Source organism: Nitrospinota bacterium (assembly GCA_035528715.1).
In the GTDB taxonomy this organism is placed as follows: Bacteria; JADFOP01; JADFOP01; order DATKYB01; family DATKYB01; genus DATKYB01.
Genome location: DATKYB010000026.1, coordinates 1 through 21,501, shown reverse-complemented (window position 1 = coordinate 21,501; position 21,501 = coordinate 1). Strand labels below are relative to the sequence as shown.

At 35.0% G+C, this 21,501-nt stretch carries 20 protein-coding genes; 18 read left to right on the top strand and 2 right to left on the bottom strand.

Annotated features, from left to right (window positions below; translation table 11 throughout):
* The 8 genes from VMW81_01740 to VMW81_01705 form a co-directional block, all read left to right on the top strand.
* Positions 1-1,293: 30S ribosomal protein S1 (locus tag VMW81_01740; protein ID HUU49664.1), on the top strand; the 1,293-nt coding region annotated here is incomplete at its 5' end.
* Positions 1,294-1,553: 260 nt separating this feature from the next.
* Positions 1,554-2,339: a signal peptide peptidase SppA gene (gene sppA / locus VMW81_01735; GenBank protein ID HUU49663.1), complete on the top strand. Its 786-nt coding sequence runs from the start codon at positions 1,554-1,556 to the stop codon at positions 2,337-2,339.
* A 79-nt stretch (positions 2,340-2,418) separates the two neighbouring features.
* On the top strand, positions 2,419-2,694 hold the full coding sequence (locus VMW81_01730) for an integration host factor subunit beta (GenBank protein ID HUU49662.1): 276 nt from the start codon (positions 2,419-2,421) through the stop codon (positions 2,692-2,694).
* 92 nt (positions 2,695-2,786) lie between these two features.
* Positions 2,787-3,752, top strand: coding sequence for a tRNA (adenosine(37)-N6)-dimethylallyltransferase MiaA (gene miaA / locus VMW81_01725; protein ID HUU49661.1), 966 nt, complete (start codon positions 2,787-2,789; stop codon positions 3,750-3,752).
* Between the two features lie 26 nt (positions 3,753-3,778).
* On the top strand, positions 3,779-4,804 hold the full coding sequence (locus VMW81_01720) for a UpxY family transcription antiterminator (GenBank protein HUU49660.1): 1,026 nt from the start codon (positions 3,779-3,781) through the stop codon (positions 4,802-4,804).
* Positions 4,805-4,955: 151 nt separating this feature from the next.
* Positions 4,956-5,171 (top strand): hypothetical protein, encoded by a 216-nt coding sequence (locus tag VMW81_01715; protein ID HUU49659.1) that lies wholly within the window; start codon positions 4,956-4,958, stop codon positions 5,169-5,171.
* A 6-nt stretch (positions 5,172-5,177) separates the two neighbouring features.
* Positions 5,178-6,575 carry a VWA domain-containing protein gene (locus VMW81_01710; protein HUU49658.1) on the top strand — a complete coding sequence of 466 codons (1,398 nt, stop codon included), beginning with the start codon at positions 5,178-5,180 and terminating at the stop codon, positions 6,573-6,575.
* Between the two features lie 351 nt (positions 6,576-6,926).
* Positions 6,927-7,376 (top strand): hypothetical protein, encoded by a 450-nt coding sequence (locus tag VMW81_01705; GenBank protein ID HUU49657.1) that lies wholly within the window; start codon positions 6,927-6,929, stop codon positions 7,374-7,376.
* Positions 7,377-7,419: 43 nt separating this feature from the next.
* Here the strand turns inward: VMW81_01705 and VMW81_01700 are convergent, their stop codons facing one another.
* Positions 7,420-8,271 carry a flagellin gene (locus tag VMW81_01700; protein HUU49656.1) on the bottom strand — a complete coding sequence of 284 codons (852 nt, stop codon included), beginning with the start codon at positions 8,269-8,271 and terminating at the stop codon, positions 7,420-7,422.
* 37 nt (positions 8,272-8,308) lie between these two features.
* A complete protein-coding gene (locus VMW81_01695) occupies positions 8,309-8,539 on the bottom strand; it encodes a hypothetical protein (GenBank protein HUU49655.1) in 231 nt (76 codons plus the stop codon).
* Positions 8,540-9,068: 529 nt separating this feature from the next.
* Here VMW81_01695 and aroC point away from each other — a divergent pair.
* The 10 genes from aroC to VMW81_01645 all read left to right on the top strand — a co-directional run.
* Positions 9,069-10,217, top strand: coding sequence for a chorismate synthase (aroC, locus tag VMW81_01690; GenBank protein ID HUU49654.1), 1,149 nt, complete (start codon positions 9,069-9,071; stop codon positions 10,215-10,217).
* A gap of 129 nt (positions 10,218-10,346) precedes the next feature.
* Positions 10,347-12,983 (top strand): CBS domain-containing protein, encoded by a 2,637-nt coding sequence (locus VMW81_01685; GenBank protein ID HUU49653.1) that lies wholly within the window; start codon positions 10,347-10,349, stop codon positions 12,981-12,983.
* A 66-nt stretch (positions 12,984-13,049) separates the two neighbouring features.
* Complete coding sequence (locus tag VMW81_01680; GenBank protein HUU49652.1) at positions 13,050-13,688, top strand: site-2 protease family protein; 639 nt, start codon at positions 13,050-13,052, stop codon at positions 13,686-13,688.
* A 15-nt stretch (positions 13,689-13,703) separates the two neighbouring features.
* Complete coding sequence (gene trpS / locus VMW81_01675; protein HUU49651.1) at positions 13,704-14,696, top strand: tryptophan--tRNA ligase; 993 nt, start codon at positions 13,704-13,706, stop codon at positions 14,694-14,696.
* A gap of 27 nt (positions 14,697-14,723) precedes the next feature.
* Positions 14,724-17,516 carry an isoleucine--tRNA ligase gene (ileS, locus tag VMW81_01670; protein ID HUU49650.1) on the top strand — a complete coding sequence of 931 codons (2,793 nt, stop codon included), beginning with the start codon at positions 14,724-14,726 and terminating at the stop codon, positions 17,514-17,516.
* 20 nt (positions 17,517-17,536) lie between these two features.
* A complete protein-coding gene (lspA, locus tag VMW81_01665; GenBank protein ID HUU49649.1) occupies positions 17,537-18,007 on the top strand; it encodes a signal peptidase II in 471 nt (156 codons plus the stop codon).
* Between the two features lie 38 nt (positions 18,008-18,045).
* Positions 18,046-19,011 (top strand): RluA family pseudouridine synthase, encoded by a 966-nt coding sequence (locus tag VMW81_01660; protein HUU49648.1) that lies wholly within the window; start codon positions 18,046-18,048, stop codon positions 19,009-19,011.
* A gap of 59 nt (positions 19,012-19,070) precedes the next feature.
* Positions 19,071-19,973 (top strand): ATP-binding protein, encoded by a 903-nt coding sequence (locus VMW81_01655; protein ID HUU49647.1) that lies wholly within the window; start codon positions 19,071-19,073, stop codon positions 19,971-19,973.
* A gap of 18 nt (positions 19,974-19,991) precedes the next feature.
* On the top strand, positions 19,992-20,495 hold the full coding sequence (locus VMW81_01650; GenBank protein ID HUU49646.1) for a hypothetical protein: 504 nt from the start codon (positions 19,992-19,994) through the stop codon (positions 20,493-20,495).
* Between the two features lie 158 nt (positions 20,496-20,653).
* A partial coding sequence (locus VMW81_01645) for a radical SAM protein (GenBank protein HUU49645.1) occupies positions 20,654-21,501 on the top strand: 848 nt, incomplete at its 3' end.

Sequence of the window (21,501 nt, the reverse complement as noted above, 5' to 3'; positions counted from 1 at the left end):
ATAAAAATTTGGGATGAATTAGAAAAATCATATAAAAATAATGAGATTATAGAAGGGAAGATAATGTCCAGAATCAAAGGAGGAATGAGTGTAGATGTCGGTATAAAGGCTTTTCTTCCAGGTTCTCAGATCGATCTACATCCTATAAGAGACATGGATAAACTGGTTGGTAAGACATTTAAAATGAAGGTTATAAAATTAGATAAAAAGAGGGGTAGCATTGTTTTATCTCGACGGATTCTTTTAGAAAAAGAGCGAGAAAAGGCGAGAGAGAGTATTCTAAAAACCTTGGATGAGGGACAGATTTTAGAAGGTGTAGTAAAGAATATCACAGAATATGGAGCATTTATAGACCTTGGAGGGATCGATGGTCTTCTTCATATAACTGATATGTCATGGGGTAGAGTAAGTCATCCTTCGGAGCTTTTTGTGATTGGTGATAAGGCTAAAGTCATGGTATTGAAATTTGAAAGGGAAAAAGAGCAGGTATCTTTGGGATTGAAACAAACTACCCCTGATCCTTGGAGCGATATTGATACCAAATACCCAGTTGGTTCAAAGGTTGAAGGTAAAGTGGTAAGCATAACTGATTATGGTGCATTTATTGAATTAGAGAAGGGAGTAGAGGGATTAGTGCATGTATCAGAGATGTCATGGAACAAGAGAATAAGACATGCTTCTAAGATCGTTGCTATTGGTGATAAAGTAGAGATTATTGTTTTAAGTTTAAAAAAAGAAGAAAGAAAAATATCCTTGGGTATGAAACAAATCGAGCCCAATCCTTGGTCTCTTGCGGAAGAGAAATACCAAAAGGGAACAGTGGTTTCTGGAAAGGTTAGAAATACAACCGATTTTGGTATATTTGTAACTCTGGAAGATGGGATTGAAGGGTTGATTCATATTTCTGATATTTCTTGGTCTCAAAAAGTTAAGGATGCGTCCCAGATATATAAAAAAGGTCAAAAGATAGAGTCCCTGGTTTTAAATGTTGACAAGGAAAATGAACGTCTATCTCTAGGTTTAAAGCAGCTAACGAAAGATCCATGGGAACACATAGAAGAAAATTTTAAAATTGGTTCTGAAGTAAAGGCAAAGATTGTTAAAATTACCAATTTTGGGGCTTTTGCAGAGTTAGACGATGGTATTGAAGGTCTCATACATGTGTCAGAATTAGGCGAAGGAAAGGTTGATGAACCTAAAGATGTGGTCAAAGTTGGGGAAGAAGTTACTGTTAAAATCATTAAGATAGATGTTGAGAACAGAAAAATAGCTCTAACTCTCGTGACTTCTTAGAAAGTTATTTTAAAAAAGATGTAAATTTAAAAAAGAAAGCCGAGTTTTTAAAATCAAAATTAGAATGTTTTCTTCTTTTTTTTTAGACTTATTTCTATCCCAAAAAAAATCGAGATAACTTAAGAACCAACAGAGTAAATAAACATTAAAAAATGAAAAAAAATCTTTTTAAAATTTCTCTCGTTTTAGCTGGTCTTTTTTCAGTATTTATTCTTCTAACCTTTTTATTTACCGATCTTTTCATAAAAAAGAAAAATGTTATGTTGATGGGTAGAGATAAAATAGCTGTTGTTGATATTATAGGTACTATTTCTGATTCTGAAGAAATAATAAAACAGATTCGAGAATACGCTAAAGACAGTTCTGTAAAGGGAATTATTCTCAGGATTGACAGTCCAGGAGGAGGAGTTGTCCCCTCCCAAGAGATATATAAAGAAGTATTAAAGGTAAAGAACAAAGGCAAAAAGGTTGTATCATCCATGGGAACTATTGCTGCTTCAGGTGGATATTATATTGCTTCAGCCTCAAACAAGATCATAGCCAATCCCGGGACTATTACTGGAAGTATTGGAGTAATAATGGAGTTCCCTAATATAGAAGAGTTAATGAGAAAAGTTGGTCTAAAAACAGAAATAATAAAAAGTGGCAAATACAAAGATATAGGAGTAGCTACGAGATCTCTATCAGAGGAAGACAGAGAAATCCTTAAGAGGGTAATTGATGATGTATATGAACAGTTTGTGAGTGCAGTAGCTTCAGGAAGAAATTTACCATTAGAAAAGATAAAAAGACTTGCTGATGGTAGAATCTTTTCAGGAAAACAGGCAGTGGAACTAGGATTAGTTGATGGTTTAGGAAATTTACAGGATGCTATTTCAGAGGCTGCAAAAATGACCGGAATAGAGGGAGAGCCAAAAATAGTAAGGGAGAAATTCAAAAAAGGGTTACTTTTCCGATTATTAAATAACAAATTATTTAATAAATTTTTTGGGTATGACTTTAGGAATGGATATAATTTTAAATTTCAGTATATTTGGCAGTATTAAAAATGTAAAAATACTTGACATATAAATAGTTATTGTGATAGCTTAAAAAAAATTTTTATGGAAAGGAGGATAAAGAGATATGACCAAAGCAGAACTGGTAGAGAAACTCGCGGATAAAATTGATCTAACGAAAAAACAGACAGAAGTAATTGTAAATACTATTTTCGGAAGTATTACTGATGCATTGAGTAATGGAGATAAGGTGGAACTGCGAGGTTTTGGGAGCTTTAGGGTTCGCAGCAGAAAGCCAAGGCAGGGTCGAAATCCCAAGACAGGTGTAGTAGTGCATATACCTGCCAAAAAAGTACCTTTCTTTAAGGCTGGAAAGGAACTTAAGGAGATGGTAGATAGTTAAATATTACATCAAAGTAAGAATAATTTTCATATTTATATAATTTTTTATGAGATACAAAAGCAGGGATACACCCTGCTTTTTTATTATTAACTATGAAAAAAAGAATTCCCATTATTGCCATTGTTGGTCCAACGTGCGTAGGAAAAACAGATATTTCAGTAAAAATTGCTCTGATTTTAAATTCTGAAATAATAAATGTTGATTCTAGGCAGATATATAAATTTATGAATATTGGGACAGCTAAACCTTCATCAAAGATTCTCTCTTTGGTAAAACATCACCTCATTGATATTATCTATCCTGATGAATATTTTTCTGCAGGAAAATATGGAACAAAAGCAAGAAAGGTGATATTTTCTCTTTTCCAGAAAGATATGATCCCTTTGCTTGTGGGGGGAAGCGGCCTATACTTAAGCGCTATTATTTATGGCCTTTTTGAAGGGCCTCAAGCAGACCATAAACTGAGAAAGACCTTTACTGAATATGCCAATCACTTTGGGAAAGAGTCTCTTCATACAAGACTAAAAAAAATAGATCCAGAGTCAGCAAACAGGATTCATCCTATGGATATAATGAGAGTTATAAGAGCTCTTGAAGTATACGAAAAGACTGGTAAGCCTATATCTTATTTTCAAGTAAATTTTTCTCTAGAAAAAATTTCTTATATACCGATAATCATTGGCTTAGAAAAAGATAGAAAAGATTTATATAAAAGAATTGAGTCAAGGGTTGATTTAATGATTGGTGAAGGTTTAGTTGATGAGGTAAAGAGATTGTTAGATATGGGGTATTCTGAAGAATTGCATTCTATGATGGGAATAGGGTATAAACAGATTATTAGCTTTCTGAAAGGGAAGCATGACTTAGATAAGGCAATAAGCCTAATAAAGAGAGATACCAAGAGATATGCAAAGAGACAGATAACATGGTTTAAGAAAGTCGAAAATATTAAATGGATAAACCTTACAGATAATTTAGAAGAAGATGTGAACACTATATTAGATTTTATTAATACAAATCTCGATAGAATAAAGCTAAAAAAAATAAAAAAGTTATAAGTTAATTATATTATAGAAAAAATAACATGAATCTCATATTGACAGGATTTAAAGCTAGCGGAAAATCTACTCTTGGAAAACTACTGTCTGAGAGGTTTCATTGGGAATTTGTCGATATCGTTTCATTTATAGAAAGACTCTATTTTAAGAAAAAAGGAGTAAAGCTTGGATTTAGTGAAATTTATAAAAAGGAAGGCAAGGAGGGTTTCAAGAATCTGGAAAGAGAAGGGTTAGAAGAGATTTTAAAGAATAGAAAACAAATTATATCCTTGGGGAGTGAAACACCCTTTTTAGATGAGGGAATTCTTAACAATCTCAGAAAAAATACAATTGTCAACATATCTGTAAAACCTGATATTCTTTATCAAAGGATTATGAAAAATGGTATGGCAGAATTTATCGATCAAGAGAATCCTGAGGAATCTTTCAGAAAATTATATCACGAACAGGCCCTTTTATATGAAAAGATAGCAAATTTTAATTTTGATAATTCCGAGAAAGATATTAAAGAAGTTGTAGAAGGGATATATAACAGCCTTAAAGGAAAGAACATAATAGAGAATTGGTATGCTGTGAGGACTAAGAGCAGACATGAGCAGAAAGTGAAAGATCGATTGTTGAATAAATCATTTAAGATTTTTCTTCCTATGATAGAGACATGGAGCAAGAGAAAAGATAGGAAGAAAAAGATACTGAGACCCCTTTTCCCTGGATACCTCTTTGTAGATTTTGAACTTAATAAAGACCGATGGTTAGAAATTTTAAAGACACTAGGTGTTGCAAATTTGCTAGGATATTCAAATGAACCGTATCCAGTACCTGACGAACAAATAAGTTCAATAAAGACAGTTGTTGATTCTGGCCTTACTATTAACTATCACCCCTATCTTAAGAAAGGTGATAAGGTAATAGTTGTCTCTGGACCATTGGAAGGAGCAGTAGGTATCCTTTTAGATATTCATGAGAAGAAGCAGAGATTGGTTATATCGGTAGATATGTTAAACCGAGCTGTTGTCGTTGAAATTGAAGGGAATGCTGTAGAAAAATACTGATTATTGTATTAGATTATCAAAATAAAAAATAAATACGAGAAGGTGTCATAAAAGACCGATCATTTTTCAGACTTTAAAAATCTCTTGAAGTATTTTTTTTATTTCTGTTAAAATTGTTAAAAATTAATGATTTTTAAAGGGGTAAGTTCTTATGGGACAAAAAGAACTCAAGAAAAGGATATTAAAGATTGAAGAAGAATTAGAATCTTTAATAAAACAAAAGGAATTTTTAGAGAATGAAGGATGCTTTTCTGATAAGGAGATAAAAGAAAAGAGAGAAAAGTTAAATGAATTTAATGGTAAAATAAAAAAGTTACTCCAAGATAAAGAAGACATAAAACAAAAATTAAGATTGGGCAATTATTGAATTTTAATGAATCTAAAAAAAATAGTTATAATTTTTTTTATTTTCTTTCTTACTATATCAATCAATGCCAATTCAACTGACATAAATATTAAAATAGAATATCCATCTGATGGAGCTACAATTGTCCTACCGTCAAACCATGTCGTTATAGAAGGCCATGCCTTTGCCAAAAGCGAAGATATACCATTAGTGGATCTTATGATAGCTATCGACTCTTCTGGTAGTACTGGAAGGCCTTCAGGAGTAGATGTAAATCAAAATGGTATTATAGGCAGAAAGGTTAAAGAAGTTAGAATATTCGGGTTGTTGATCGGTTCTAAAATAACCGACCCTGGAGATTCAGTACTGGCCGCTGAGGTTCAAGCCGCAAAAAATCTTTTAAAACAGCTAGATCCCAATACTACTCGGGTTGGTATGGTAAAGTTTGGCGGGGATTTTCTTCCAGGAACAGGTTACGATGGAGATAGAACCTTCATGGTTAATCCAGCTACACCTGATGCCTTTTTGAAGCAACCTTTAACATCAGATTTTAGATTAGTAAATAGGGCTTTGAATCAAATATATCAAGAGGGAGCAAGTGGGGGAACAAATATTTCTGAGGGGATTAGAGTTGCCATATCAGAGCTTTCAGGAACGAAAAGCAGTGTTAGCTTATATAAACCCAATACACAGAAAATCATCCTCCTTTTATCAGATGGTGTTCCTACATTTCCGGTTGGTAGTGCCAGCGTTTCTGACCCAGAAGATAAAAGTCTTGCAATAAGTGCCGCTCAACTAGCCAGTATTGCCAATATCAAGATCAACACCTTTTCCTTGGGCACAGATTCTCTTCGAGAAACTTATACACTAGAAGAAATTTCGAGGCAATCAAGAGGAATATTTACTGCAGTACCAAATCCAGGGGATATTATTACAGTTTTGTCAAAGACCTCTTTTGCCGAGCTAGATTTTGTAGATGTCATAAATTCTACCTTTACTGAACGGGCTCAGGAAATTGTTTTAAATCCAACAGGAGATTTTATCGCTTCTGTTCCTGTAGGAGATGGATTAAATAAGATATCCGCTACCGCAAATGCCTCAGATGGAACCAAGGCAGAAGACTCTATAACAATAACTTTTAAAAAACTAGATAGGATAGAAAATCTAAGGGAACTTTTATTGACAAAAAAGAGCGATCTTTCCCTTGAATTAGAAAGAAAAAAAAATTTAGAGAAAACCCATAAAAAGGCCTTGATTCTAGAGTTAGAGAGAGCTAGAGAGCGAAACAAAATACTCGATGATTTAACCTCTGAGTTAAAAAGACAATTAGAACAAAGACAACATGAAGAAGGGAGAAAAGAGGCTGAAATCAAAAAGAAAAAAGAAAGATTAGAGTTAGAATTAGAGGTAAAAGATAATGAGTAGCTTTTATTAAATTAATCTGGCTTTTAATTTGATATATTGAATTAATGAACTGGGTCATTTTTATAATATCATTTCTTTGGGCTATTTTTTTTATTAACTGGATAAAAAAAAGAAAGAATAAGTCTAAATTATATGAGATTTACATAAAAAAAGGGTATGAGTATCTTAAGAAAAGTGATAATATTAAAGAGGGAAATGTAAAAATAAAGAGGATAGAGGCTGCCTTAAAGGAATTCAAGAAAGCCTATAGTATTTGTCCCAAAAAAGAGGTCAAGAAAGAGATTGTAGATTTAGAAAATAGAAAAAAATCTTTAATTTTAAAATTTAAAAAGGATTATTAAAAAAAAGGGAATGTTTAAAAAACTGTTTTTGACTATATTTATTATCTTTATTTTTTTCGTAAATACATTTGGAGCCTCATGGAACGGCATTATTCCGGGTCATACAGATGAAAGGTTAGTAAGGGCTATTTTGGGAGAACCTTCTATAATTTGGCTTTCTCATCCTCATAAAGAATATAAGACGCTTAAATATAATTCTGAAAAGGCCCCTCCAGGGACAGAAGAAGTGAACATTATTATTAATCAAAAAACCCTCAAGGTGGAAAGGATTGATACAAAACCTATAGTAAAGATTGATATTAGGAATATCGAACAGCTCTATGGTAAGCCGAATATAGAATATTTCACAGATGATTTAATAAAAATCCAAAAATTCTACTCAGAAGGTATAGAAGTTCAATACAAAAATAATAGTTTTACGGTAAATTCTATTTCTTTCGTTCCTGTCAGAAAGCAGTAGTCAGTTCAATAAAATCTTTTTTTGATTTTATTTCAAATTAAATTTACCTAATAATATTTAAAATACTACCTTTTGTATCTCCCTGCGTGGTTGCTAAAGCCAGTGATTTTAGAGATGTTTGAAAAAGGTTCATATTTTTTTTCAAATTTGCGGTCTCATAAGCAAAGTCCGCATCTCTTATCAAGGACTCAGAAGCGCGAATATTTTCAATACTAATCCCGAGACCTTGAGCTGCAGATGTAAACCTATTCTGTAATGCTCCAATACTTCCTCTGGTCTGAGATACGTTAGAAATTGCATTTTCTATTGCACTAAGCGCATTTTGAGCATTTTCTGGCGTGGATAAATCCAGACCATCAATACCCAGATTTGCTGGACTCATATTTTCTATTACATTTAGATTTATTCTGCTTTGTACTGAACTGTCTGTTGATACCTGCACATCTTTTTGCGTAGCAGAACCAGGAGCAAGTTCACCATTAAGAAGTTTCTGGCCGTTAAACTCTGAACTTTGGGAAATTCTGTCAATCTCAGCTTTTATCGTCTGAAATTCATTATCAAGTGCTGTACTTTGAGCAGGACTATTTGTTCCATTTGAGGCCTGAACTGCCAGTTCAAAAGCCCTTTCTAACAAGCCACCTATTTGACTAAGTCCACCTTCTGCTGTTTGAATCATGCTTAAACCATGGTCAATATTTCTTGATGCCTGTTCTAAACCTCTAGCTTCAGCACGTAAAGTTTCTGATATTGATAAACCAGCAGGATCATCAGCTCCTCTATTAATCCTTCTTCCTGTAGCTAATCTCTCTAATGATTTGTTTAAATTAGCTTTATTTATCCTTATGTTCCTTAAGGCAACCAATGAATTTATATTGGGAGTAATTCTATCTATCAATTTTTCTCCCTCCTTAGAATTTCAAATGATTTTCAATTTAGATTAAATCATCAATATAGTTTCCAACGCCTTCCTTTTTCATAGCTTCTTTTCTAGCCCTCTCTTGATTCTCTTCCCTGATTAATCTTTCATCTATTTCACTTTTCTCTATTTTCTCTCTTTTTAAGGAGAGATCTTCTTGATCTTCTTCGCTTTTCGTTTTTTCTACAACAATCTCATTTTCTATATTTTTACTTATATTCATGTCAACTCCTGTTATTTCTCCCATATCTTCACCTCCTTCCTATTATTCACTATTCATTAAAAGCAATGAATATACCAATATGAATAGGAACAACTATAATGATTTAATATATTGATTTTTAATACATTATTGGAAAAAGAAATTTTAATTGAAAATTTCATTGCATAAATTATGGGGTAATCAACCCAGTAGTCAATAAGGTTAACAAGTGTAACTCTTTGAACTAATAAAAGATATCCATTTGGGCAGGAATATTCCAAGTGGGCTTTTTGCCCCATTTTTTATGAATTATTCTATTTGTTTCCTAATCGTAATTTTTAAAATTATATGGAGGTAAATGGTTTGACGAAGAGCGTAAAAAAGAGTAATATATTTTAATTATGTATAATTTTTTCAATGAGATTTGAATATGCTAGTTTTCCAACCATAGCAATACCAATTTTGGCTTTTAAGCTAATATGCGTTTTAAAAAATTGTAGTCTGAGGCATAAAAGAAACTCTGCGGAGCGGAGTTTTGTAAAAATGGAATTTTAGTTAAGGGAGGTAATTTAAAATGATGGGAAATACATTTGGAAGATTATTCAGAATTACTACTTGTGGTGAATCTTATGGTATTGGCAAAGGGAGTGGTTTAGCAGTAATAGTTGATGGTGTTCCACCTGGCCTAAAGATTACAGATCAGATGATACAAAAAGAGATGGATAAAAGAAGACCGGGCCAGGGTAAGTTAGACAGTCCGAGAAAAGAGACAGACCAAGTACATATTTTTGCTGGTCTTGGTCAGGACGGCGTTACTACTGGAGCGCCTCTTGGATTGATTATCTATAATGTTGATACTCAAAAAATCCATATAGATCAATATCGTGGTTATAAGGACCTTATCAGACCGGGGCATGCTGAATATACTTACTTTATCAAATATGGAGAAGCAGCTGATTGGTGTGGTGCAGGCAGAGCTTCAGGAAGAGAGACTGTTGGAAGAGTAGCAGGCGGTGCAGTTGCTAAAATTATATTAGCAAGAGAAGGTATTGAAGTTATAGGCTATACAAAAGAATGTATGGGCATAAAAGCCAAAGAAATGAGCTTTAGAGAAATAAAAAAGAATTACAGAAAAAATGAAATTAACTGTCCTGACTTAGAGGCTGCTGAAAAAATGACAAAGAAATTGCTAAAGATAAAAGACGAGGGAGACACTGGCGGTGGAGTAATAGAACTTATAGTCCATAATGTTCCAGCTGGATTAGGAGAGCCTGTTTTTGATAAATTAAAAGCAACGATTGCCCATGCCCTGTTCAGTATCGGTGCAGTTATGGGAGTTGAGTACGGAGCAGGATTTGAATGCAGGAATATGAAAGGGAGCGAGTTCAATGACCATCCCTATCTAAAAAATGGAAAAGTTCGATTTAAGACTAATAATGCTGGTGGTATTTTAGGAGGAATAAGTAGTGGAGAGGATATTCTTGTTAGAATAGCGGTAAAACCTACACCAACAGTTTCTGTTGAACAGCCAAGCATAAACATGAAAAAAATGAAAGAGGAAAAACTCTCCCCGATAACAAGAAGAGACCCTACCTTATTAGGAAGGATATATGCAGTTACAGAAGCTATGATGGCTTGTGCTATTTTAGATGCTTTATATATTGATCGTGGATGGGAGGGAATAGCTAAACTGGATAAAAAATGGATTGATTTAAAAAGGTGAAAGAACTAATAGTAGGATAATAAAATATCTGTCAAGGCTTGATGGGGTTTTAGAGCTTTCCAATCATTCACCAAATAGAATCCAATTAGCTAGATTTTATATCAATAGTCTTTTTTATGAAATTTTAATATGCAGATTGTTACAACCCATCTCAATGCAGATTTTGACTGTTTAGCCTCTATGCTTTCAGCAAAAAAATTGTATCCCGAGGCAAGATTGGTATTCTCCGGCTCTTTAGAGAAAAACCTCAGAGATTTTCTTAAATACTCTAACTATTCCTTTGGATTTGAAAAACTGAAGAATATTAATCTGCAAGATATAACACTATTGGTATTAGTAGATACAATGCAGAAGGGTAGAATAGGACCCTTTTCAAAGATTGTAAATAAATCAGGTATGGATATCCATATATACGACCATCACCCCTCAAGAGAAAAAGATATTAAGGGAAGTCAGGAGTTCATTAAGGAGAGGGGTTCTACAATAACGATATTTGTAGAAATATTAAAAGAGAAGGGAATTTCTATCAGCTCTGAAGAGGCTACTATTATGGCTTTGGGTATCTATGAGGATACGGGTTCTTTAACATTCAGTTCCACTACACCAGAAGATCTTGAGGCAGCTTCATATCTATTATCTAAAGGAGCAAATCTAAACACAGTTTCAGATTTCATATCAAGAGAATTGACAGGGGACCAAGTTTCCCTTCTTAATGATCTCATACAGAATTGTGAGAAATACAATATCAATGGTGTCGAGATAGATATAACCACAGCATCCTCTGAAAGTTATATAGGGGACTTAGCCGTTTTGGCTCACAAGCTTAAGGATATGGAAAACTTAAACGTTCTTTTTACACTGGCAAGAATGGGGAATAGGATTCACATGATAGCAAGAAGCAGGATAGAGGCTGTTGATGTGTCCGAGATTACGTCTGAGTTTGGGGGTGGTGGGCATCCTACTGCAGCATCGGCTTCTATTAAAGGAATGACCTTGGTCCAGTCAAAGGAAAAATTGTTAAATATATTAAAAGAAAGAATTCATCTTGTTAAGCTTGCAGAGGATATTATGACCTCTCCTATAAAGACAATAGAAATTGATAGTACAATAAAAGAAGCTGAAGAGATTATGACAAGATACAATATGAATGCACTTCCCATTATTGATAACGAAGAACCCATAGGTATTATCACGAGGCAGACGGTGGAAAAGGCAATATTTCATAAGTTTGAGAATGAGAAGGTTACTGAGTTTATGTTAAGCGAATTTTATAAGGCTTACCCAGATACGCCTTTCCATGAGATAGAAGAATGGGTCATTGGCAGACTTCAGAAGCTTGTTCCTGTTGTAGACAAGAACAATGGACATCTCATTGGTGGGATAACCAGGGGATTGGTAATGCAAGTTTTACATGATGACCTTTTGAAGAAGCCCTCAATATTAGAAAGGGATAAAGTTTCAGAGCGTTATTCTCATACTAAAAATCTAAAAGGTTTAATCCGAGAAAGGCTTTCAGAACGGATAAGAAAGATATTTAAAAAAGCGGGCGAGGTTGCTGATAGAGAGGGCATTTCAGTATATACAGCTGGGGGTTTTGTAAGAGACCTGTTAATGAGGGTTGAGAATTTTGATATAGACCTAGTTGTGGAAGGAGATGGAATCAGTTTTGCGCATCAACTGGCAAAGGGGCTTTCGGGGAGAGTAAGAAGTCATAAGAAATTTGCTACAGCGGTGATTGTACTTCCAGATAATTTTAAGATAGATATTGCCTCTGCAAGGCTTGAGTATTACGAATACCCTTCTGCTCCTCCGATTGTAGAATTTGGATCAATAAAGAATGACCTTTTAAGGAGAGATTTTACAATCAATGCCCTAGCTATAAAGCTTAATGGAAAAGACCCTTATACTTTAATTGATTTTTTTGGAGGGCAAAGAGATTTGAAGGACAGAGTTCTTCGTGTACTTCATAACCTGAGTTTTGTTGAAGATCCTACAAGAGTGTTAAGGGCAATAAGATTTGAACAGAGATTTAATTTAACCATTGGAAAACATACCATGGTTTTGATAGAAAACGCTATCAAAAAAGACCTTTATGGTCGTTTGGCTGGAAAGAGGCTCTATGTAGAATTACTCCATATGCTTAATGATAGATATCCACTAAAGATGGTAAGAAGGATGTCTCAATTGGATGTTCTTAGGTTTATACATCCAAAGATTAAATTTACAGATGAGAAGAATGCCCTTTTCAAGAACATAGTGGATGTCCTTGCTTGGGTTGAGCTCTCTTTTTTAGATTTAAAGGTTGATAATTGGTATGTTTACTTCTTGGGGTTGATAAATAACTTGACTATGAGAGAGATTGAAGAACTGACACGTACCCTTCTTTTATCTGAAAGATTGAAAAAGAGGTTAAAGGAGGATAGAAGGAGCATCAGAGGGGTATTGTCAATACTGAGGAATAAAGGGGACTTTAAAAACAGTGAGCTGTATAATCTTTTCCATTCCCTCTCAATAGAGGCCCTTTTATATATTATGTCAGAGACAAAGGGAACAAAATCGAGCAGATTTCTCTCTCTTTATCTTACAAAATTGAGAAATATCAAAATAAAGATTTCAGGGGGTGATTTGATAAAATTGGGGTTGGAGCCGGGTTCTGAATTTAAGAATATTTTAGATTGTGTAAGAAACTTGAAGATAAATGGAGAACTCAAAACAAAAAGGGATGAGATAAAATGTGTAAAGAAAACCTTTGTTCATCCCACTTAATAATTGACAAGTTTCATCTGGTTTAGTATTAATATTATTTTTGAATTTATTCTATGAAGGAGTTTGATGAATCTGAATTTATTTATAGAACAGATTTCAGTAATGTTGGTCCCAGTTTTATTGGCAGTTACCTTTCATGAATTAGCACATGGCTGGGTAGCCGATAAAATGGGAGATCCCACTGCACGATTGTCTGGGCGCTTGACATTAAATCCCATAAAGCATCTTGATCCAGTAGGGACACTTGTCTTTTTTTTAACGAGAATTATAGGCTGGGCTAAGCCTGTTCCTGTCAATGCGAAAAACCTTAAAAATCCTCACAAGGAGATGCTCTGGATTGCTTTAGCTGGGCCGGTCAGCAATCTCATTTTAGCGGGTATAAGTGTTTTTATAATGAAATATCTATTTTATATGGCACCCTATATAAGAAGCGAGGTCTTTTTTAAATTCTTGATCAAAATGATTTTTGTAAGTGTGAATATTAATGTCGCCCTTGCTATCTTTAATCTTATACCTATCCCCCCTCTGGACGGTGGGAGGATTCTCTCTGGAGTTTTATCCCCGAAGAAAGCGATACGGTTTAGGCAGATAGAGCCGTATGGCTTTATCATACTTTTGGTGCTGATATTTAGCGGTGCGATTGATCGCTTGATATTTCCTCTTATCCAAGAAGTAACAGGAATCTTTCTATATATGGCAATATAAATAAGGAGAGTGGATTTGAGTAAAAAAAGAGTTCTGAGTGGTATGCAGGCATCTGGAAAGTTGCACTTAGGGAACTTGCTTGGAGCCCTTCAGAACTGGAAAGAACTCCAAAACGATTTTGAATGTTTCTATTTTATAGCAGATTGGCATGCCCTGAGCACGAATTATGAAGATACTCATGAGATAAAGTCAAACATTTTTGAGATTGCCGTTGATTGGCTAAGCGCTGGTCTAGATCCCAATAAGAGCAACCTGTTTATTCAATCACTGGTTCCAGAGCATGCAGAGCTTCATCTCCTTTTGTCCATGATCACACCTATTCCTTGGCTGGAGCGAAACCCAACATATAAAGAAAAGCAGGAGGAGATTAAAAACAGAGATTTAGCAACATACGGTTTTCTCGGTTATCCTGTATTACAGTCCGCTGATATTATTATCTACAAGGCAAACTTTGTGCCCGTTGGTATAGACCAGCTTCCCCATCTAGAATTGACCAGAGAGATTGTGAGGAGGTTTCATCATATCTATGGTAAAAAGGTCTTTGTGGAACCAGAGGCAAAACTGTCTAAGGTATCCAAGCTGCCTGGCATAGATGGTCGGAAGATGAGCAAGAGCTATAACAATGCTATCTATCTATCAGACCACCCATCTGAGATAGAAAAAAAGGTAACAATGATGCTTACAGACCCCCAAAGGGCAAGAAGAACAGACCGTGGAGATCCTGAAGTAAGTACGGTGTATCAGTATCACAAAATCTTTACGCCCAAAGGTCAGGTTGCAGAGATAGCAAAAGGATGCAGAACCGCTTCTATAGGCTGTACAGAATGTAAAGGAATCCTTGCTAAGAATCTCATAGAGTTTTTAAGGCCCTATTATGAAAAGAGAGAAAAACTTTGCAAAAAACCCAAAAAAGTAATGGAGATATTTGAACAGGGAAGCATAAAGGTAAGAAAAGAAGCACAGAAGACAATGGAGCAGGTTAAAGAAGCCATGAAGATAGGTTTATGAGCTGGGGAAGAATCTAGAGGAGAAAAGATGGAAATTAAAGATACACTAAATTTACCCAAGACAGATTTTCCCATGAAGGCCAACCTTTCTAAAAAAGAGGTAGATAGGCTCAAGAAATGGTCTGAACAGAAGATCTATCACCTTATAAGAGAAAAATTCCAAGAGTGCCCTAAATATATCTTACATGATGGGCCTCCTTATGCTAATGGACATATCCATATTGGCACTGCCCTTAACAAGATTTTAAAGGATATTGTAGTCAAGATAAAGACCATGGAAGGGTATAATGCTGTTTTTATTCCTGGTTGGGACTGTCATGGTCTTCCTATAGAGCATCAGGTCATGCAGGAGATAGGAAAAAGAGGAGAAAATCTTTCAAAGAACCAGATAAGAAAGTTGTGTAGGAACTTTGCTGATAAATATATTAATATCCAGAGAGATGAGTTTAAAAGATTAGGGGTGTTTGGTGACTGGGATAATCCTTATCTTACAATGAGTTATGAATATGAAGCCACCATTATCAGGGAGCTTGGGAAATTTATACGCAATGGAGGGGTTTATAAGGGATTAAAACCTGTATACTGGTGCACTAGCTGTGAAACAGCACTAGCAGAGGCAGAAGTAGAGTATTTTGACCATAAATCTCCTTCAATCTTTGTAAAGTTCCCCTTGATTTTTCCTCTACCTGAAAGAATTCAAAAGCTACAGCAGTTTGAGAATATAAATATTGTTATCTGGACAACAACACCATGGACGCTTCCTGCAAATCTTGCTGTATGTCTCCATCCAGACTTTGAGTACTGTGCTGTAAATGTTAACGAAGAGATATTGATTATAGCTAAGGAGCTCCTTACAAATGTTATGATGGTATTAGGAATAGATCGCTACCAGATTATTGAGATATTTTCTGGTGAGGAATTGGAGGGTATAAGATTAATGCACCCCTTTATGGATAGAGAATCTCCTGTTATTCTGGGTGAACATGTTACTCTAGAGCAGGGTACTGGTTGCGTTCATACAGCTCCGGGTCATGGTCAAGAGGATTATGAAATCGGGTTACGATATGGTCTTGATGTCTATAATCCAGTAGATTCTAAGGGAAGATTTGTTCCTGACCTGAAATTTTTTGGTGGTATGGAGGTCTGGAAGGCCAATCGTCCAATAAATGATAAGCTTAAAAAAGAAGGCTATCTCTTAAAAGAAGATGAAGTGAGTCATTCCTATCCTCACTGCTGGAGGTGCAAGAATCCTATTATTTTCAGGGCCACTTCACAATGGTTTATCTCTATGGAAAAGAACAACCTGAGGAAAAAGGCTCTTGAAAAGATAAGAGGGGTTGAGTGGATTCCGTCTTGGGGAGAAGAAAGGATATACAGTATGATAGAAGACCGGCCTGATTGGTGTATATCCAGACAGAGGGCATGGGGTGTTCCTATAACTGTTTTTCATTGCAAAAATTGCGGTGAGATCTTGGCTTCTCAAGAAATATCTGAGCATATAGCAAAGTTAGTGGAGAAGTCTGGTGCGGATGTCTGGTTTGAAAGGAATGAGAAAGAACTCATTCCTGAAGGTTCTCGATGTCCATCATGTAATCATGAGGAATTTAATAAGGAAGAGGATATTCTGGATGTATGGTTTGACTCAGGGGTAAGTCATGCTGCAGTATTGAAAAACAAGAGAGATTTGGAGTGGCCTGCTGATATGTATTTAGAGGGAAGCGACCAGCACAGAGGTTGGTTTCATAGCTCTCTTTTAGCTTCTGTAGGCACAGAGGGAGAAGCTCCTTACGAATCTGTTCTGACACATGGATATGTGGTTGATGGAGAGGGAAAGAAGATGTCAAAGTCTGCTGGGAATGTGATTGCCCCAGACCAGGTAATCGATAAATATGGTGCTGAGATACTGCGTCTCTGGGTTTCTTCAGAGAACTACAGAGAGGATATCAGAATCTCTGATGAAATACTTATGAGGCTGAGCGAGGCCTATCGAAGGATCAGAAACACATGCAGATATATTCTGGGAAACCTTTATGACTTTGATCCCAAATCTCATATGGTTTCTTATAATGAACTTCCTCATCTGGATAGGTTAATGCTACACAGGCTTCAAAAACTGATCGATAGAATCAGAAAAGCATATGCATCATATGAGTTTCATGTTTTTTTTCATGCCTTTCATAATTTCTGTACTGTAGATCTCAGCGCCTTCTATCTGGATATATTAAAGGACAGGCTTTATACATCAAGAAAAAAGTCCAAAGAGAGGAGAGCGGCCCAGACAACCATATATGAGATACTCCTAAGAATGTTACAATTAATGGCTCCTGTACTAAGCTTTACTGCAGAAGAGGTCTGGGAATATCTACCGTCATTTGATGATAAAGAAAGGTCTATACATTTATCGAGATTTCCTGATGTCAATCAGGATTATATAGATAATGAATTAGAGAAACGATGGGAGCTTATTTTAGATGTGAGAGGAGAGATATACAAGGTATTAGAGATTGCGAGGAAAGACAAATTAATCGGACACTCTTTGGACGCCTGTGTTGATCTTTATGTTCCTCCTCATATCTTACAGCAGATTAAGGATTATTCAGAAGAATTGACGTCAATCTGTATCGTTTCATGTCTGAATATGAATGAAGATAAGAATTTTCCTAAAGATATCTTCATGAGTGATCTTATAAAAGGTTTGGGTGTTTCCGTTTCTCCTTCCAAGGGTAAAAAGTGTGAGAGGTGCTGGATTATTAGCGAGACGGTAGGGAAGGAAAAAGATTATCCCACGATATGCGAAAGATGTATTTCGAACATCAAATAGAAAGGAAAATCAGTTAATCATTGAAAAAAAAATATCTATTTGTTCTCATTGTTCTTGGAATTACCTTTTTAGACCAGATAACCAAGGTCTATATTGAGAGAACAATCGGTTTATATCAGAACATTGAGATTATAGAAAATATATTTTCCATAACCCATATCAGAAATAAGGGTGTTGCCTTTGGACTTTTGTCCAATAATGATTCTATTTTTGCCCTTTCCTTTTTTATCATTGCAACTCTACTTGCCATGACGGCTATAATCTTTTTGTATAAAAACTTACCCGAGAGAAAATATATTCCCCAGATTGGACTATCGATGATATTTGCTGGGGCTGTTGGGAATCTTATAGACAGGATAAGATTAGGAGAAGTAATAGATTTTCTCGATTTCCACTGGTATGAATATCACTGGCCTTCCTTTAATATTGCTGATTCTAGCATTACTGTTGGGGTTATTATCTTTATTCTAACTTTAATGTACTCAAGATAAAAGATATCTTTTTTTGTCTTAATTATCAGAGATAAAACATGAGAAAGCTTTATCACTTTTGTGTTAATAAAGATGAATATGGTTTACGTGTTGATAGTTTTCTGAAAGAAAAAGACCTATCTTTGTCTAGAAGCTATATCAAAAAATTAATCTTATCAGGCTCAATCAAAGTTAATAAAAAAAAAAGAAAACCCCATTATATCCTCAAAGAGGGAGATAGCATTGAAGTAGTGATTCCTCCTCCCAAGCCTTTAGATATAAAAGGGGAGGATATCCCTCTCAATATTGTTTATGAGGATAAATTTCTCATTATAGTCAATAAACCTCCAAGGATGGTTGTCCATCCAGCTCCAGGCAACTACTCCGGGACTTTGGTAAATGCATTAATGCATTACTGCAAAGACCTGTCAGGAATAGGAGGAATTGAAAGACCTGGGATTCTTCACAGATTAGACAAGGACACTTCAGGGCTCTTATTAATAGCAAAGGATGACTTGACTCACGAAGCGCTATCACAACAGCTAAAAAAAAGGACCATAAAAAAAGCCTACTTGGTTCTTGTTAAGGGAGCAGTTAAAGATAATAACGGCCTGGTAGAAACTTTCATTGGAAGAGACCCTGCCCATAGAAAAAAAATGGCTGTTCTGAAAGATAGGGGAAGAATAGCAATATCAGAATACAGAGTCATAGAGAGATTTATAGGATTTACACTCTTAGAAATTATGATGAAGACAGGAAGAACCCACCAGATAAGGGTTCACATGGCGTATATCAGACATCCTGTATTAGGAGATAGTGTTTATGGAAGGAAGTTGACCATTAGCAAAGATAGAAGCCAATTTAAAATGGCACTTTCAGGATTAAAAAGACAGGCCCTGCATGCATATAAACTAGGATTTACTCACCCAAGAAAGAAGAAATATATGGAATTCGAGATACCCCTTCCTGAGGATATAAAAAGAGTAGTTGATGTTTTAAGAGAGGAAAAAATAAATAACGCATAATTTTTATAACACTTCTTAATAAATGATTAATTATAGAGAAAAATCCTATTGTGCAAAAGATGGAAAAAGTTCTCATCCCTTCAGTATCTTTAGATGAAGGAACCTTTGATAATTTAATAGAACAGATTGCAGAAGGTTTATCCGATGAAGTAGGCAGATTCATTATTGACTTGAAAGATGTCAATTTTATAGATCCTTATGGTATGGTAGGTCTTTTAGAGATTGGAGATTATCTAAATGACCTAAACAAAAAACCTCATTTAAGCTTACCACAATTGGAAGATGTTTATAGATATCTTGAGAGAATGAACTTCTTTCAATATGCCCAAAGAAGCTATTCTTTTGATAATTTATCCTATATTTATGAGAAGAAATATTCAAGGATAGAAGACAGTGATGTGCTTTTGGAGATAACAAGAATCGAAAGAACTGAAGATATTCATTCGATTGTAACAAAGGTAAAAAGCAGAGCCTTTTCAATACTATCTACTCACCTCAGTTACGATTCATCCACTATTAATGGATTCATCGTATCCCTATCAGAACTCTGTCAGAACATTTTAGAACATAGCGAAAATACTGGATATGTTGGAATCCAAAAATATTTTTATTTGAAGAGGCTTGGAAAGAATATCGTGAAGATTGCTATTATGGACCTAGGCATAGGAATTAAGAAATCTTTAGAGGAGAGATTTTTCCCTCTATATAGGGATAAATGGGATGATACTTTCGCAATTGAAAAGGCACTTCTTCACGGCGCATCAAGATATAAAGATTTAGGGAGAGGTCAGGGTCTCAATAATGTGAGAAGGTTTGTTATCAAGTGGAAAGGAAAGATCTCGATTCGTTCTGGTACAGGAAAGTTGTCTATCATACCTCCTTGGGATAGAGGGAAAACGAGGAATTATGGTCTTTCTTATTTCCCTGGAACCCAGGTAGGCATAGTTCTCCCTCAAGCCTAAATGAAGAAAGACTATTTTATGCATGCTTTCAAATCAGACAAGGAACAAACCGATTCAAAAAAGATTTATACTTATAGCTTTCTGAACCAATGGAGGGAAAGCCTTTATATAATTGCTTGGATTGCTATTGCAATGTTTTTGCTAACCTTATCTCAAAAAAAGGGAGCAGTAATATTTTTGTCTCTTGTTTCTTTAATAATCTTTGTTACAGGCATAAGAGATCAGTTAAGGTTTTTAGGACTTCCATGGAAATTAATTACCACCGATGGGGGGATCATAGGAGTAAAAAGAAATGGTCAAAGGATAGAGATGAGATGGGAGGAGATACAAAATGTAAAACTTGTTTCGATCCTTTGGTGCGATATTTATCCCTTTTTTTTGCTCGAAACTAAGTTAAGATTAGAAAAAATAGGTTTTAGTACTAGGATAAATGATTGCACTGAGCTCATGAAAATAATAAACAAAAAGGCGATAAATTGTAAAAAAATGGAATTTTTCGCATTTTTGAGAAAAAATAATTAATGTTATGTTTTAAAACAACTGGTTTTTAAACTATTATAAATTTAAATTTATATTTAGTAATAAAAACATTTTTTATTGACTAAAAGTAGGGAAAACTGTAATATAAATACGTTTTCAATTGAAAACGTTGAAATATCAATTGTTCGGTCGGTGATTGATTGATAAAGATATTAAAAGAAGAAAGGAAAAGTAAGGTCTTAAAACCAGCAGGTTTTGGATGTCTCAATGACGTCCCGGTAATCAATATAACACGAGGCTGCAGTTTTTATTGTGTATATTGCTATGCTAATGTGTATAGAGGCGCACCACCAAAAGGGACAATCCATCTCTATCATAACCTTCGAGAGTTAATCAAAGCCGATCTGGATAATCCAAGAAGAAAGAAACCCAAACCTTTATATATCTGTTTTAATACTTCTTCTGATTGTTTTCAGCCTGAGGGAGAGATTCTACAGACGACCTTTGATTTGATGAGGTTCTTGTTAGAGAGAGATATAGGGATCTCCTTCTTGACAAAGGGTTATATACCTGATGAGTTTATTCATTTATTTAGCAAGAGGAAGGATAAGATTTACGTCCAGATTGGACTCGTTTCATTGGAGAAGAGCTACCAAGAAATTTTTGAGCCGGGTGCTGCTTCTCCAGATCAGAGAATAGGAAATATAAAACGATTAAAAGATAAAGGATTGCAAGTGGAGGTGAGGTTAGATCCGATATTTCCAAATATTACAGACTCAGAAGAGGGCTTGAGCTCTTTATTTAATGCTCTTTTTAAGGTCGGTATTAGGGAAGCCTCTCTAAGCTATCTTATGATGAGGCCTGGTATTTTTTATCAGATGAAGAGGGAATTACCTTTAGAGACGGTCAATAGAATAGCAAGTTATTTCAAGAAGCAAAAATGGTCTAAGATTGCTTTATCCCATAAGACAAAACTCCTTCCAAGAAAAAAAAGGATTGAAGGTTATACGAAAGCCCTCATGATTGCAAGGAGATATAGGATTGAAGG